Annotated in this window: 14 protein-coding genes; 7 read left to right on the forward strand and 7 right to left on the reverse strand. The window is 70.9% G+C overall.

Going from position 1 to position 14,944, the window contains the following annotated elements; genetic code table 11:
- Positions 1-15: 15 nt before the first annotated feature.
- Positions 16-1,041: an LLM class F420-dependent oxidoreductase gene (locus ACWFRJ_RS11445; RefSeq protein WP_453527471.1), complete on the reverse strand. Its 1,026-nt coding sequence runs from the start codon at positions 1,039-1,041 to the stop codon at positions 16-18.
- The gene (locus ACWFRJ_RS11450; RefSeq protein WP_453527474.1) at positions 1,041-2,189 is read right to left on the reverse strand and encodes a CaiB/BaiF CoA transferase family protein; all 1,149 of its coding nucleotides are present in this window, start codon (positions 2,187-2,189) and stop codon (positions 1,041-1,043) included. The genes ACWFRJ_RS11445 and ACWFRJ_RS11450 overlap by 1 nt, the downstream gene beginning before the upstream one ends.
- 185 nt (positions 2,190-2,374) lie before the next feature.
- On the opposite strand from ACWFRJ_RS11450, the gene ACWFRJ_RS11455 reads away from it, so the two are divergent.
- A complete protein-coding gene (locus ACWFRJ_RS11455; RefSeq protein WP_453527479.1) occupies positions 2,375-3,604 on the forward strand; it encodes a saccharopine dehydrogenase family protein in 1,230 nt (409 codons plus the stop codon).
- Here the strand turns inward: ACWFRJ_RS11455 and nfi are convergent.
- Complete coding sequence (gene nfi, locus ACWFRJ_RS11460) at positions 3,576-4,298, reverse strand: deoxyribonuclease V (RefSeq protein ID WP_453527482.1); 723 nt, start codon at positions 4,296-4,298, stop codon at positions 3,576-3,578. The genes ACWFRJ_RS11455 and nfi overlap by 29 nt on opposite strands.
- Positions 4,295-4,858: a hypothetical protein gene (locus ACWFRJ_RS11465; protein ID WP_453527485.1), complete on the reverse strand. Its 564-nt coding sequence runs from the start codon at positions 4,856-4,858 to the stop codon at positions 4,295-4,297. The genes nfi and ACWFRJ_RS11465 overlap by 4 nt, the downstream gene beginning before the upstream one ends.
- A gap of 136 nt (positions 4,859-4,994) precedes the next feature.
- Here ACWFRJ_RS11465 and ACWFRJ_RS11470 point away from each other — a divergent pair, with 136 nt between their 5' ends.
- A complete protein-coding gene (locus tag ACWFRJ_RS11470) occupies positions 4,995-5,291 on the forward strand; it encodes a YciI family protein (protein ID WP_453527488.1) in 297 nt (98 codons plus the stop codon).
- A 7-nt stretch (positions 5,292-5,298) separates the two neighbouring features.
- Here the strand turns inward: ACWFRJ_RS11470 and ACWFRJ_RS11475 are convergent, their stop codons facing one another.
- Positions 5,299-6,426, reverse strand: a complete 1,128-nt coding sequence (locus ACWFRJ_RS11475; RefSeq protein WP_453527490.1) for a WD40/YVTN/BNR-like repeat-containing protein — start codon at positions 6,424-6,426, stop codon at positions 5,299-5,301.
- 186 nt (positions 6,427-6,612) lie between these two features.
- Between ACWFRJ_RS11475 and ACWFRJ_RS11480 the strand changes: the two genes are divergently transcribed.
- A complete protein-coding gene (locus ACWFRJ_RS11480; RefSeq protein WP_453527493.1) occupies positions 6,613-7,029 on the forward strand; it encodes an SsgA family sporulation/cell division regulator in 417 nt (138 codons plus the stop codon).
- A gap of 16 nt (positions 7,030-7,045) precedes the next feature.
- Here the strand turns inward: ACWFRJ_RS11480 and ACWFRJ_RS11485 are convergent, their stop codons facing one another.
- Together ACWFRJ_RS11485 and ACWFRJ_RS11490 are read right to left on the reverse strand one after the other, a co-directional pair.
- Entirely contained in the window at positions 7,046-7,882 is an 837-nt protein-coding gene (locus ACWFRJ_RS11485) for an isocitrate lyase/PEP mutase family protein (protein WP_453527495.1), read from the reverse strand.
- Between the two features lie 106 nt (positions 7,883-7,988).
- A complete protein-coding gene (locus ACWFRJ_RS11490; RefSeq protein ID WP_453527498.1) occupies positions 7,989-8,669 on the reverse strand; it encodes a GOLPH3/VPS74 family protein in 681 nt (226 codons plus the stop codon).
- Positions 8,670-8,979: 310 nt separating this feature from the next.
- Between ACWFRJ_RS11490 and ACWFRJ_RS11495 the strand changes: the two genes are divergently transcribed.
- The 4 genes from ACWFRJ_RS11495 (at position 8,980) to ACWFRJ_RS11510 (ending at position 14,920) form a co-directional block, all read left to right on the forward strand.
- Positions 8,980-10,611: an ABC-F family ATP-binding cassette domain-containing protein gene (locus tag ACWFRJ_RS11495; protein ID WP_453527501.1), complete on the forward strand. Its 1,632-nt coding sequence runs from the start codon at positions 8,980-8,982 to the stop codon at positions 10,609-10,611.
- Positions 10,612-10,621: 10 nt separating this feature from the next.
- Positions 10,622-12,913 (forward strand): ATP-binding cassette domain-containing protein, encoded by a 2,292-nt coding sequence (locus ACWFRJ_RS11500; RefSeq protein WP_453527504.1) that lies wholly within the window; start codon positions 10,622-10,624, stop codon positions 12,911-12,913.
- Between the two features lie 76 nt (positions 12,914-12,989).
- Positions 12,990-13,766: a dimethylargininase gene (gene ddaH / locus ACWFRJ_RS11505; RefSeq protein ID WP_453527507.1), complete on the forward strand. Its 777-nt coding sequence runs from the start codon at positions 12,990-12,992 to the stop codon at positions 13,764-13,766.
- 182 nt (positions 13,767-13,948) lie between these two features.
- Complete coding sequence (locus ACWFRJ_RS11510) at positions 13,949-14,920, forward strand: acyl-ACP desaturase (protein WP_383273124.1); 972 nt, start codon at positions 13,949-13,951, stop codon at positions 14,918-14,920.
- Positions 14,921-14,944 lie beyond the last annotated feature (24 nt).

The following is a 14,944-nucleotide window of genomic DNA, read 5'->3' on the forward strand; positions in this document are numbered from 1 at the left end:
CGGCCTCCTGGAGTTCTAGAGCCAGCCCTTGACGGTCTCGATCGACTTGGCCGGCTCGGGGCCGACGGGAATGACGTTGAGCATGGTGACGCCCGCCTCGCGGAAGGCCTCGACGCGCTCACGGACGTAGCTCTTAGGCCCGCACAGCGACATGAGCTCGCAGAACTCGTCCGGGACGGCGGCCTCCGCTTCCTTCTTCTTTCCCGAGAGATACAGCTCCTGGATGCGCGCGGCCTCCTCCTCGTAGCCGTACGCGACCGCGAGGTCGTTGTAGAAGTTCTTCCCCGGAGCACCCATGCCGCCTACGTAGAGGGCGATTTGAGGCCGGGCCAAATCCCGTGCGGCGGCCGCGTCGTCACCGATGGCGAGCAGCCCTCCCGCGACCGTCTGCAACGGTCCGAGCGCCGGATCGCGCTTCTCCTTGCCCTCGGCGAGCGAAGCGCCCCACACCTGGTGGGCCTTCTCCGGGATGAACAGGGTGGGCAGCCAGCCGTCGGCGATCTCGGCGGTCATACGTACGTTGGCGGGGCCGAGCGAGGCTACGTAGAGGGGCACTTCGGAGCGGACCGGCCTGGTGAGGATCTTGAGCGGCTTGCCCAGCTTGCCGCCCTTCTCCTCGGGCAGCGGCATGTCCGTGATGCCGTGGTGGTCGATGACCTCGCGGCGCAGGATGCGGCGGGTCAGCTCGATGGCCTCGCGGGTGCGGGCGAGGGGCTTGTCGTACGGCTTTCCGTGCCAGCCCTCGACGACCTGCGGCCCCGATGCGCCGAGCCCGATGATCGCCCGCCCGCCGGAGATCGCGTCGAGTCCGGCGGCCGTCTGGGCGATGAGGGCGGGGGTGCGCGAGTAGACGTTGAGGATCCCGGCGCCGATCTTCATACGCTCGGTGCGCGCGGCCAGGTAGCCCATGATGGTGGGCGAGTCGAAGCCGTAGGCCTCCGCGACCCAGACGGCGTCCAGACCGGCGGCCTCCAGGGCGGCCACGTCGTCGGCGGCCTGCCGCGGATCGCCCGCGTAGGCGAGAGGTGCGGAGATCTCCATCAGCTGTCTTCCTTCGTGGTGGTGCCCCGAAGGGCCGGTACGTCCCAGTCGCGGGCCACGTCCTCGGTGTCCGCGCCCGGTTGTGCGGGGCCGCCGCGGACGTCCGTCGGGGTCGCGGAGAAGCGCGGCGCGGGGGCGGGCTGGGTGATGCCGCCGTGGTCGACGAAGGTGCCGCGGGCGGCGAGATGGGGGTGATCGGGGGCCTCGGACAACGAGAGCACGGGTGCCACGCACGCGTCGGAGCCCTCGAAGACGGCCGTCCACTCCTCGCGCGTCCGCGACTTGAACCGGGTGGCGACGGCCTCGCGCAGCTCGCCCCAGCGCGCGAGGTCCTTGCGCGCGGGCGCCTGGCCCGTCAGACCGAGGAGCTCGATGAACTCGTCGTAGAACTGCTGCTCAAGGGCGCCGACGGCCATGTACCCGCCGTCGGCGGTCTCGTAGTTGCCGTAGAACGGGCAGCCGCCGTCCAGGAGGTTGGCGCCGCGCCTGTCCTGCCAGCCACCGGCCGCGAGCATGCCGTGGATCATCGACGTGAGGTGTGCGGTGCCGTCGACGATCGCGGCGTCCACGACCTGGCCCGTGCCGTGCTCGCGCGCGTGGTGCAGGGCCGCGAGGATGCCGACGACGAGGTAGAGCGAGCCGCCCGCGTAGTCGCCGACGAGGTTCGCGGGGACGGTGGGCGGCTCGCCGGGGTTGCCGATCATGCCGAGGGTGCCGGTGATCGCGATGTACGCGATGTCGTGCCCTGCGCGCTGGGCGAGCGGCCCCTCCTGTCCCCAGCCGGTCATCCGTCCGTAGACGAGCCTCGGGTTGCGGGCGTGACAGGTGAGGGGCCCGATGCCCAGGCGCTCGGCGACGCCGGGGCGGTAGCCCTCGATGAGGACGTCGGCGCGGTCGACGAGGTCGAGGACGCGGTCGGCGCCGTCGGCCGCCTTGAGGTCGACGATCACGGAGCGCTTGTTGCGGTTGGTGACGTCGTACTCGGGATTGACGGCGAGAGTGCCGCCGCCCGGCCGGTCGACCCGTACGACATCGGCCCCGAGGTCGGCCAGGAGCATGGCCGCGAACGGGCCGGGGCCGATGCCCGCCAGCTCGACCACGCGCACCCCTGCGAGCGGTCCGTGAACGTTCTTGCCCGGCACTGCCATTGAGCCCCCAGCGCTATGACACAACTGATGTAACACCAGTGATGCTAAGAACGTGTTCCACTCCGCACAAGACCCTAGCAAGCAAGCGCTTAGACAAATCGGGGGACGGGCCGCGCGGCGGCATCCGCTCCGCACGCTAGCCTCGGCCCCCGACATCGGCGCGCGGCGCACGGCAGAGAGGTGCCATGACCAGTCAGAACGGCAACGGCAACGACAACGGCGGCAGCGACAAGGAGCCTGCGGCGGACCGCACGTACGACATCGTCCTCTTCGGAGCGACCGGTTTCGTCGGCGTGCTCACCGCGGAGTACCTCGCCGCGCACGCGCCCGACGGGCTGCGCTGGGCGATCGCGGGACGTGACACCGGGAAGCTGGAGCGGCTGCGGGAGCGGCTCGCCGACGCCCATCCGGCGTGCGCGAAGCTCGACCTCGTCCGCGCGGACGTGGCGGACCCCGCGTCCCTGCGGGAAATGGCCCGCCACGCGCGCGTGGTGGCCACGACCGTCGGCCCCTATCTCACGTACGGCCAGGAGCTCGTCGCCGCGTGCGCGGAGGCGGGCACGGACTACGTGGACCTCACCGGTGAGCCGGAGTTCGTCGACCTCATGTACGTGCGGCACGACGCCCGTGCCCGGGAGACGGGCGCACGGCTCGTGCACTCCTGCGGCTTCGACTCGGTCCCGCACGACCTGGGCGCGTACTTCACTGTGCGGCAGCTTCCGGAGGGTGTGCCGCTGCGCGTCGACGGGTTCGTGCGCAGCAACGCGACGTTCTCCGGGGGTACGTTCGCCTCCACGCTCACCCAGCTCTCCCGGGGGCCGCAGATGCTGGCCGCCGCGCGGGACCGGCGACGGCACGAGCCGCGCCTGGCGGGCCGCAAGGCGTACGCGCCGCCGAGCGCGCCCCGGTACGCGGGCGAGGTCGGCGCCTGGGCCCTTCCCCTGCCCACCATCGACCCGCAGGTGGTGCAGCGCTCGGCGCGGGCGCTCGAACGCTACGGGCCCGACTTCCGCTACCGCCACTACGCGGCCGTGAAGTCCCTGCCGTTCGCCCTGGGAGGCGCGGCGGCCGTCAGCGGTCTGGTGGCCGCGGCGCAACTGCCGCCCGCCCGGCGGTGGTTGTCGTCCCGGATGAAGCCGGGTGACGGACCCAGCGAGCAGCGGCGTGCCGACAGCTGGTTCTCCGTGCGCTTCGTCGGCGAGGGCGGCGGAAAGCGCGTGTACACGGAGGTCTCCGGCGGGGATCCGGGGTACGACGAGACGGCGAAGATGCTGGGCGAGGCGGCGCTGTGTCTGGCGCTCGACGACTTGCCGCCGGTGGCCGGGCAGCTGACCACCGCCGTGGCGATGGGCGACGCGCTGACCGAGCGGCTGACGGCGGCGGGGCTCAGGTTCCGGGTGGCGGCGTCGCGTTAGCCGCGTTGGCGGTCGCCTCCCGCAGGGCCGCGCGGCACAGGGCGTCCGCGCGGCGCGTCGACTCCGGGAGGCGGTAGCGCGGCGTCAGGCGGAGCGTGTGGGCGCAGGCGTTGTCCAGGCTCACGCGGTGACCGACGGAGACGAAGACCGGCTTGACGTCCTCGCGGGTGCGCAGGGCGCGGCCGATCTCCTCCGCTCCGTCCAGGAGCGGGGCCGTGCTCGCCCGCGGGGCGCCCGGAGCCTCGTACGTGAACGTGAAGGGGTTCTTGGCAACGCCGATCGTGGGCAGGCCCGTGAGGACGCCGAGGTGGCTCGCGAGGCCGAACCTGCGGGGGTGCGCGATGCCGTAGCCGTCGCAGACGACGAGGCCCGGATCGGCTTCGAGCTTCTCCAGGGCGGCGAGGACGGTGGGGATCTCACGGAAGGCGAGCAGGCCCGGCACGTACGGGAAGGACACGCGGCCCACCGCGGTCGCCTCCTCGACGACGTCGAGTGTCGCGGCGTCCAGGACGACGAGCGCCGCGGCGACGACGTCACGCTCGTCGTCGTAGGCGACGTCCACTCCCGTGACATGCCCGGCGCCCGGCCGTGGGCCCTCTTCGTCGAGCACGACCCGGGCGCGGAGTCCGTCCTGGAGGGCGCGGGCGGCCGGCTCGTCGGTGGGCCAGTCGGCGGGCGCGTGGGAAGCCCTCACTTGGTCGCCGCGAACTTCCAGATGAACGGCTCGCCGTTCTCCTGGGACCAGTGGACCTCGAGGTTCTTCGTGTCCTTGGGGACCAGGTAGGTCTCGCACATGACGTGGGTCTCGCCCTGCTTCCAGTCCTTGATGGACGAGGGGGCCTCGCAGCCCGGCGTGTGGTCGGACGCTCCGACGATCAGGGTTCCGCGCTTGCCGTCCGCCCAGATCCTGGCCGGTTGGCTGGCGCGCGGGCTCTGGGTGAGGGTCGGTCCTGATTCGTGCGTGTACTTCACGTGGGCGACGGCCGGGATCAGGCCCTTGGCCAGTTTGGGCTCCGCCACCATCTTCGCGGTCTCGGCCTCCGTGCCAAGGTCGACCTTCTGCGCGGTGACGTCGTAGACGACGGAGACGAGCCCCTCGTTCGCCTCGCCGGTGGCGCTCTCGCCGGTGGCGCGCACCCCGCCCTTCGACGTGCCCGCGGAGTCCTTGTCGCCGCCGCCCCCGCAGGCGGTCAGCGCGAGGGCGAGCACGGCCACGGGCGCGGCGACGCGCGAAGCGGTCTTCCTGTACAGCAAAGCGAACTCCCGGCAGAAATGGGGCGGTCACGCGCCAAGAAGTCGCCCCATGGAGCGACCGGCTGAACGATCAGGATAAAGCGAACACCCCGGACCGCGGCCACGCCCTGCGTGCCGCGGCGGTAGCCTCGCGATCATGTTCGTTCTCGAATTGACCTACACCGCTCCCGTGTCCGCCGTCGACAAGGAGCTTCAGGCCCACGTCGCCTGGCTCGACCAGCTCTACGCGCAGGGCGTCTTCATCGCGTCGGGGCGCAAGAATCCGCGCGACGGCGGCGTGATCCTGGCCGTGGCGGACGACCGTGCGGCGATCGAGAGGATCGCGGCGAGCGACCCCTTCGTGCTCGCGGAGGTCTGCGAGTACCGCATCACCGAGTTCATCGCCACGAAGACGGCCCCGGAACTCGCCCCCTACCGGCAGGAACTGCCCTAGCCCGCAGTTACTGGTCCCGCTCCCAGCGCGCGATCCGGCCCTTCTCGCCGGACGCCCAGCAGGTCAGGACCCGCGTGCAGTCCACGGTGTCGTACGACCCCGGGTCGACCGTCCGCCAGCTGCGCCCGCCGTCCGACGTGACGTCCGTACCGGTCGGCCCGACCGCGAGCGCGCCACGGCGGCTCCCCGGCAGCCAGGCCACCCCGGACCGGTAGGCGGGCGGGGGCTCGGTGGCCGTCGTCCAGGTGCGGCCGCCGTCCCCGGTGGTGGCCGCGGCCTTCGGTGACGGCTGGTCGGCGCGGTAGTCGCCGCCGACCGCGATGCCGTGCGTACGGTCGCGGAAGGCGAGGCCGAAGACGCCGCGCGCCGGGTCGCCCGCGGGGATCGGCGCGTCGGTGGCAGTCCAGGTGCGGCCGCGGTCGGCGGAGTGCAGGATCCGCGCCCGCGCCGCCCCGCCGGTGGCCAGCCACACGTCGCGGGATCCGGAGCTCACCAGGCACTGACCGCTCGCGGCGAAGCCCGACTCGCCCTCCTGGGCGGCGGGCATGCCCTTGCTCGGCAGGACCTTCCAGGAGCGGCCGCCGTCGGCGGTGGACAGGATGCGGTACTTGCCGTCCACCGGGTCGCTCATCGCCAGGCCGTGGCTCCGGTCGAAGAACGTCATGCAGTCGTAGAAGGCCTTGGGGTCGGTGTTGCGGAAGGACTCCGTCCAGGTCGCTCCGCCGTCCGTCGTGCGAAAGACCCGCGAAGCCTCGCCCTCACCGATGGCCAGGACCACCGCGCGGCGGCCGTCGAACGCCTCGATGTCGCGGAACTCCAGTTCCGCGGCTCCGGGCGGAGAGACGTTCCGCCAGCTTCCGCCGCCGTCCGAGGTGCGCAGCACGGTGCCTTTCGTGCCGGCCACCCAGGCGGTGTCGTGACCGACGGCGGCGAGACCGCGGAAGCGCGCGTCGGAGCCGCTGTCCTTGAGATCCCAGCCACCGCCTCGCTGCGAACCGCTCTCCGGGGCCCTCGGAGCCGCCTGCGCAAGCCCTGGCACGACCAGTGCCGTCGCGGCGAGAGCCGCCCCGCACAGCCCCACCGACACCGCACGCCCCACGGACCGCGACCATCTCGTCTTCCCCAGAGACCTCATGGCGGGCGAAGTTACCACCGGAACGCATGATTTCTTCGGGGGGTTCTGTGAAGACAGTGAAGAGCACGCGGTGACCGAGGTCACTCTGTGTTCGCGTGCACGGATTCCGTCATTCCGACGTCTATGCAAGTACCGACGCGAGTCATCCAGATCCGAGTCATCCAGCTGTCAGTGAGGGAGCAGGCGTTGTCCACCAACATCGAGCAAGCCGTAGAGGCCCGCCTCGTCGCCGCCGCACCGCGGATGTCGACCATTCCCGCGACGCTGCACTACGACCGGAGTGATCCGTTCGCCGTCCGGATGAGTTTCCCCGCCCCGGCGACCCTGGAGGGCGTCGAGGTCTACTGGACCTTCGCCCGCGAGCTGCTCGCCCAGGGCATGGAGCGGGCGGTGGGCGACGGCGACGTACGCGTGCGGCCGTACGGCTTCGACCGCACGGTCGTGGAGTTCCACGCCCCCGAGGGCACCGCGATCGTCCACATCCGCACCGGCGAGATGCGCCGCTTCCTGCAGCGCACCATGGACCTGGTGCCCACCGGCGACGAGCATCTGCACGTCGATCTCGACCAGGACCTCGCCGATCTGATGCGGGACGCCTGCTGAGCCGCCGCCCGCGACATCACTGCGCAAGCAGCGAGTTCAGTTCCCCGTAGTCGAGCCCTCCCGCCAGGGACGCGTACGTCCCCTCGGCGAGCAGTTCACGCGCGGCCTCGCGCACGACGGCGTGTGCGGCCTGCGCCAGACCCGCGCCCACGCTGATCCGCGCCACGCCCAGACCGGCGAACTCCGCGACCGACGGCGCACCGGGCCCCGCCATCACGTTGAGCGGCCCTCCGACGCCCGCGACGAGCGCCTTCACCGTCCCCGGGTCCACGGCCCCCGGCACGAAGATCCCGTCCGCTCCAGCGGCGAGGTACGCGGCCGCCCGCTCCAGGGTCAGGTCGACGCGGTCCGCCCCCTCCCCCACTCCCCGCAGATACGTGTCGATGCGCGCGTTGATGAACAGCGGCACGTCCGCCGCGTCGGCAGCCGCGCGGGCCGCCGCGATACGCTCCGCCTGGCCCGCGACCGTGCGCAGCGGCGCGTCACCCTCGTACAGCGCGTCCTCGATGTTCACGCCGACGGCGCCAGCGGCGAGCACCTCCGCCGCCGTCTGGGCGACGCCGGCCGGGTCAGCCGCGTAGCCGCTCTCGATGTCGGCGGTCACCGGCACTCCGACCGCGGCCGCGATCCGGGCGACCGCGCCGAGCGCGCGGTCCCTGCCGAGCCGGTCGCCGTCCGCGGCGCCGAGGTCCCATGCGACACCGGCGCTGGTGGTGGCGACGGCCGCGGCTCCGGCGGCCTCGATGATGCGGGCGCTCGCCACGTCCCAGGCGTTCGGCAGCACGAGGGGCCGTCCCGGGATGTGCAGGGCGCGGAACTTCAGGGCGTGATCGCGAAGACTCGTCGTCGTCATACGGACACTCAACCAGCGTCGTGTGAACAGGAGCTGGCGAAAATCCGCCATGTACGTCCGTATACGTTCGTGCAGCGGGCCGCCCCTCCGGCCTCCTCCGGTCCCCTCAACCGCCCCCGCCGCCGGACCTCGCGTCCTCCGCCGACGCCACCGCCGACGCGAGCGCCTTGCGCAACCCCCGCATCACCTCCGGCAGTTGTGGAGCCGTGGCCCCGCTGCGGTCGGTGAGCGCGTCGAGCCGGTCCCCGTACTCCCTGCGGTCCTTGCGCGAGATGACGCCGCGCAGCTTGCCCGTCGCCGCGCACACGACCAGGGCCGCGTCGCCGACGGGAACCTCGGACACCGGCACAGGGCCGCGCAGGACCGCGAGCACCTCGGCGTGCAGGACCTCGACGTATCCGGCGCGCTCGAGCTCGTACCGCCGGGAGGGGAAGATCCCGAAGACCCGGGTGCGCTCCGTCCGCAGATAGCCTTCGGACGCCAGTTGGTCGCGCACCCCGTCCCGTGTGTCGCGGGCCTTGTGCGTGATCCAGCCGCGCCATTTGCGGGGCCTGGACTCCTCGATGAGTTCCAGGACGCCGTCGAGCACCGCGTCGCCGGTGCGCGCGCCGAAGACAGGGGTGACGATGCCGTCCACGTCCGAGACGAGCCCGCGCTGGGCCAGCTCCGCGAGCGCGCAGGCACGCACCGCGAGGTGCAGGTCGGGGGCGCCGGTGATCTTGTTCCGGTCGGTGTCCCAGGCCAGCAGGAAGATCCGGTCCGGCAGCGAGAGCGAGCCGTAGGGCATGGGGCCTCCTTGTTCGCGGTCACGATAAGTCGTTGACGGCGGTGGGGTCGCACCGTACGGTGTATATCGGTTCTGTTGTCGCCGATAGGAGTAGGACGTTGCTCGTCTGAGGTCTGGAGTCACCGCGTCACACGGCTCGTCCGTGTGCGTAGCGTGCGACCTCGGCGTTCGAGCCGTCCCTCGGCACAGGGCCCATTTTTCTGCCCTCGCCTCCTGAGACGACCCTGCTCCGTCCTGCTGTCGCACCTCGCGGTGTTCCGAAACGCGTTGCCCCTGACCGCGCTTCATCTCACGCAACCGCGAGGACCACATGTCTACTGCCCCCACTTCCATCACGTGTACGTCGCTCGACTTCACCTGGCCTGACGGCACCGGTGTCTTCGACGGACTCCAGGCGGCCTTCGGTCCCGGCAGGACCGGCCTCATCGGCGTCAACGGCTCGGGAAAATCAACCCTGTTGAAGCTGATCGCCGGTGAGCTCAGGCCGAGCGAGGGCGCGGTCCGCGTCGCGGGTGACATCGGGTATCTGCCGCAGAACGTCACCCTCGACACCGGTCTGCGCGTTGACGAGGTGCTCGGCATCGCGGCGACTCGCGCCGCCTTGCACGCCATTGAGGCGGGCGATGTGGCCGATGAGCACTTCACGACGGTCGGCGACGACTGGGACGTGGAGGAGCGCGCCGCCGCGACCCTCGATCAGCTCGGCCTGGGGCACATCGGCCTCGACCGCACCATCGGGGAGGTGTCGGGCGGCGAGTCCGTGCTGCTTCGCCTGGCCGCGCTGCTCCTTCGCCGCCCCGACGTACTCCTCCTCGACGAACCCACCAACAACCTCGACCTGTACGCCCGTCGGCGCCTCTGCTCGGCCGTCGACGCCTGGTCCGGCGTTCTGATCGTGGTCAGCCACGACCGTGAACTCCTCGATCTGGTCGACCAGATCGCCGATCTGCGGGACGGAGAGGTCAAGTGGTACGGAGGCAACTTCACCGCGTACGAGGAGGCGCTGGCCGCCGAACAGGAGGCGGCGGAGCGCATGGTGCGCGTCGCCGAGTCCGACCTGAAGAAGCAGAAACGCGAACTCGCCGACGCTCAGGTCAAGTTGGCCCGGCGCAAGCGGTACGGCCAGAAGATGTGGGACACCAAGCGCGAGCCCAAGGTCATCATGAGCGAGCGCAAGCGCCAGGCCCAGGTGTCCGCGGGCAAGCACCGCATCATGCACGAGGAGAAGCTCAGCGAGGCCAAGGAGCGCCTCGACGACGCCGTCGATGCGGTGCGGGACGACGACGAGATCCGCGTCGACCTGCCGTTCACCGCCGTCCCGCCCGGCCGCACCGTGCTCACCCTGTCCAACCTGTCCTTGCGCTACGGGGCGCGTGTGCGGGGCGAGTTCGAGCTGCGCGGTCCTGAACGGATCGCGCTGGTCGGCCGCAACGGCGCGGGCAAGACCACGCTCCTGCGCACCATCGCCGGAGAGCTGGACGCCGTGGAAGGAGAGGCGCTCGCGCATGTCCCGCTGCGTTTTCTGCCGCAGCGCCTCGACGTGCTCGACGAGGATCTCTCCGTCGCCGAGAACGTGGCGCGCTTCGCGCCCGACGCCACCAACAACAGGATCCGGGCCCGTCTCGCCCGCTTCCTGTTCAAGGGGGCGCGGGCGGATCAGCTCGCGGCGACCCTGTCGGGCGGCGAACGGTTCAGGGCGGCGCTCGCCGCGCTGCTGCTCGCGGAGCCCGCGCCGCAGCTCCTGATGCTCGACGAGCCGACGAACAACCTCGACATGGCGAGCGTGAAACAGCTGGCCACGGCCCTGGAATCGTACGAAGGGGCGCTGATCGTGGCCAGTCACGACGTGCCGTTCCTGGAGTCGATCGGCATCACGCGCTGGCTGCTCCTCGACGGCGAAATGAAGGAAATCACGACAGAAGGTGTCGGGTATTTGGCCTAGCTTCGCGTGTATGCACCAATACATCACGATCACCGGAGCCCGTGAGAACAACCTCAAGGAGGTGGACCTGCGCATTCCGAAGGACCGGCTCACGGTCTTCACCGGCGTCTCGGGGTCGGGGAAGTCGTCGGTCGTGTTCGACACGATCGCGGTCGAGTCGCAGCGCCAGCTGAACGAGACCTTCACCTGGTTCGTCCGCAACCGGCTGCCGAAGTACGAGCGGCCGCACGCGGACGCCATCGAGGAGCTCTCGCCCGCGATCGTCGTCGACCAGCGGCCGATCGGCGGCCACTCCCGGTCCACGGTGGGCACGATGACGGACATCTACTCGGTGATGCGCGTGCTGTTCTCGCGGCACGGCACACCGAGTGCCGGTGCCGCGAGCGCGTACTCGTTCAACGACCCGTCGGGCATGTGTCCCGAGTGCCACGGCCTGGGCAGGACCGTACGGCCCGACTACGACCGCATCCTGGACCCCGCGAAGTCGCTCGCGGACGGCGCGGTGCTCTTCCCGCCGTTCGCCGCGGGGACCTGGCAGGGCCAGACGTACACCAACACCCCCGACCTGGACACGCACAAGCCGGTGGGGCGATTCACCGAAGCCGAACGGCAGTTCCTGATGCGCGGCGCCCGGACCAGCGGCAAGGTCAGCGTCGACAACACCGGCGGCGCGCGGGACATCGACTACGAAGGGCTCGCCGACCGCTTCGAGCGGCTCTACCTCAACCGCGACCTGTCGACGCTCACCCAGAAGACCCGCGACCTGGTGCAGCGCTTCCTCGTCGAGGGCAGGTGCGGCGGCTGCGACGGGGCGCGGCTCAACGCGGCGGCGCTCGCCACCCGCATCGACGGCAGGAACATCGCCGACTGCTCGCGCATGGAGGTCACCGACCTCATCGGCGCCCTGGAGCGGATCGACGACCCGGTGGCCGGGCCGATCGCGGCGGCGGCCGTGGCGGCCCTCGAGCGGATCGAGGCGATCGGCCTCGGCTACCTCAGCCTCGGCCGCGAGACGTCCACGCTGTCCGGCGGCGAGGGCCAGCGCCTGAAGACGGTGCGGCACCTCGGCTCGAGCCTGACCGGCATGACGTACATCTTCGACGAGCCGAGCGTCGGTCTGCACCCGCGTGACGTGGGGCGGCTCAACGACCTGCTGCTCCGCCTGCGCGACAAGGGGAACACCGTCCTGGTCGTCGAGCACGACCCCGATGTGATCGCCGTCGCCGACCACGTCGTCGACATGGGACCCGCGGCGGGTACGGGCGGCGGCCTGGTCGTCTTCGCGGGGACGCCGGACGAGCTGCGCCGCGCGGACACGCTCACCGGGCGGCACCTGCGGCGCGCCACGGGCATCAAGGAGAACCCGCGCGAGGCCATCGGCGGCCGGTGGGTCAAGGGCGCCGACCTGCACAACCTCAAGGACGTCAGTGTGCGCGTGCCGACAGGGGTGCTCACGGCGGTGACGGGCGTCGCGGGCTCGGGCAAGAGCACGCTGGTGTCGCGGGCGTTCGTCGCCGAGCACCCGGACGCCGTGGTCGTCGACCAGTCGGGCATCGGCATCTCGGGCCGGTCGACCCCGGCGACGTACCTCGGGATCATGGACTCGCTGCGCAAGCTCTTCGCGCGGGAGACCGGCGAGGAGGCGGGGCTCTTCAGCTTCAACTCCACTGGCGCGTGCGAGAGCTGCGAGGGCCGCGGGGTCATCCACAGCGACCTCGCGTTCATGGATCCGGTCACGACGACCTGTGAGGCGTGCGAGGGGCGCCGCTTCAAGGAGGAGGTGCTCCGCCTCACCGTCGGCGGCAGTTCCGTCGCCGACGTGCTCGACATGACGGCCGAGCGCGCCCTGGACTTCCTGGCCGCCGTCGACGACACGGCGGTACGCCGACGCCTGCGGGCCCTGCGCGACGTCGGGCTCACCTACCTGACGCTCGGGCAGCCGCTGAGCACCCTGTCGGGCGGCGAGCGCCAGCGCATCAAGCTCGCCACGCAGCTGCACCGCACCGGCACGACGTACGTCCTCGACGAGCCGACGACCGGTCTGCACATGGCCGACGTGGACGGCCTGCTCGCCCTCCTGGACCGGCTCGTCGACGCGGGGAACACCGTGATCGTCGTCGAGCACAACCTGGAGGTCGTCAAGCACGCGGACTGGGTGATCGACCTCGGCCCCGACGGCGGCAAGCACGGCGGCCGGGTCGTCTTCGAGGGCACTCCGGGGCAGCTGATCGACGCGGAGGGGTCGTTCACGGCCATTCATCTGCGGCGGGGCCTGGGCCTGGACCCCTTGCACGCTGCATGATGTGCGGCAGCATCCCGGCCCGGCGCGCAGCCGGGCGGGGCACCCCCCGCCGCTGAACCCCTACGGAGAACATCCCGTGCCCAGCAGGAAAGCGCTGATCCGCCGGCCAGGACCGCGCATCGCCGAGGGCCTGGTCACGCATGTAGAGCGGACCCCGGTCGACGCGGGTCTCGCCTTCGACCAGTGGGTGGCGTACGCAGAGGCGCTGCGGGCGCACGGCTGGGACACGGTCGAGGTGGAGCCCGCCGACGACTGCCCGGACGCGGTCTTCATCGAGGACGCCGTCGTCGTCTTCCGCAACGTGGCGCTGATCGCCCGTCCCGGCGCCGAGTCGCGGCGCGCGGAGACAGCGGCGGTGGAGGAGGCGGTGGCCCGGCTCGGCGCCTCCGTGAACTGGGTGTGGGAGCCGGGCACGCTGGACGGCGGCGACGTCCTCAAGGTCGACGACACGATCTACGTGGGGCGCGGCGGGCGCACGAACGCCGACGGGGTCCGGCAGCTGCGGGCCGTCTTCGAGCCGCTGGGGGCGCGGGTCGTGGCCGTCCCCGTGACCAAGGTCCTGCATCTGAAGTCGGCGGTGACGGCGCTGCCCGACGGCACCGTCATCGGCCACCCGCCGTTCGTGGACACACCCTCGCTCTTCCCGCGCTTCCTGCCGGTTCCCGAGGAGTCGGGGGCGCACGTGGTGCTGCTCGGTGGCTCGAAACTGCTACTTGCGGCGAGTGCGCCGAAGAGTGCGGAGCTGCTCGACGGCCTCGGTTTCGATCCGGTGATAGTGGACATCAGCGAATTCGAGAAGCTCGAAGGCTGTGTGACATGCCTCTCAGTACGGCTCCGCGAGCTGTACGCGTGACCAGCTCTGGGACGAATGGGGCGAGAGGGGCCACTGGGTCCCGACTTCTCAGCCACTTTACGGAGGGCTTAACCTACGGCAACGTAACCTACGACACCGTAGGTAGGTAGCACCCGCTCGTGCTACCGCGTAACCCCTACGCACGTAATCCGTAAAAAAACTCCCGTCCCCCTGGAGCCCCCGTGACGATCACCTCTCCTCATCTCGGCAGCACGGAAGACTGGACCGACGCCCGGTTGCTGTTCGCCCTGGAAGAAGTGGTCGAGAAGGAGCTCAACCGCCACATGAAGGTGGCCAAGGACTGGATGCCGCACGAGTACGTGCCGTTCTCCGACGCCCGGAACTTCCCCGGCTACTTCGAGGACGGCCAGGCCTGGGAGCCCGAGCAGTCCAAGGTGACCGACATCGGCAAGATCGCCCTCGTCGTCAACCTCCTGACCGAGGACAACCTCCCCAGCTACCACCACGAGATCGCCTCGCTCTTCGGCCGCGACGGCGCCTGGGGCACCTGGGTGCACCGCTGGACCGCCGAGGAGGGCCGCCACGGCATCGTGATGCGCGACTACCTCCTCGCCTCGCGCGCCGTGGACCCGGACAAGCTCGAGCAGTTCCGCATGGCGCACATGGCCGAGGGCTTCGAGTCCGACAACCGGCACTCGATGCTGCACTCGGTGGCGTACGTGGCCTTCCAGGAGCTCGCGACCCGCGTCTCGCACCGCAACACGGGTCACCAGTCCGGCGACCCGGTCTGCGACCGGATGCTGGCGCGGATCGCCACCGACGAGAACCTGCACATGGTCTTCTACCGCAACCTCCTGGGTGCGGCCTTCGAGCTCGCCCCCGACCTCACCATGCAGTCCGTGCGCGATGTCGTCGTCGACTTCCGGATGCCCGGACACGGCATGCCCGGCTTCGAGCGGGCCGCCGCGCAGATGGCGATCGGCGAGATCTACAACATGCGCATCCACCACGACGACGTGATCCAGCCCGTCCTTCGCTACCTGAAGGTGATGGAGATCGGCGGGCTCGGTCCCGAGGGTCTCAAGGCGCAGGAGGAGCTCGGCCTGTACATGAACGGGCTCGACACCGAGGCCTCCAAGTTCGACGAGAAGCTCGCTGCTCGCAAGGCGCGGATGGCCGCGCGGGGGAAGTAGGCACCCTGCCCTGCGGGCTGCCGG

The organism is Streptomyces sp. NPDC055239 (assembly GCF_053606205.1).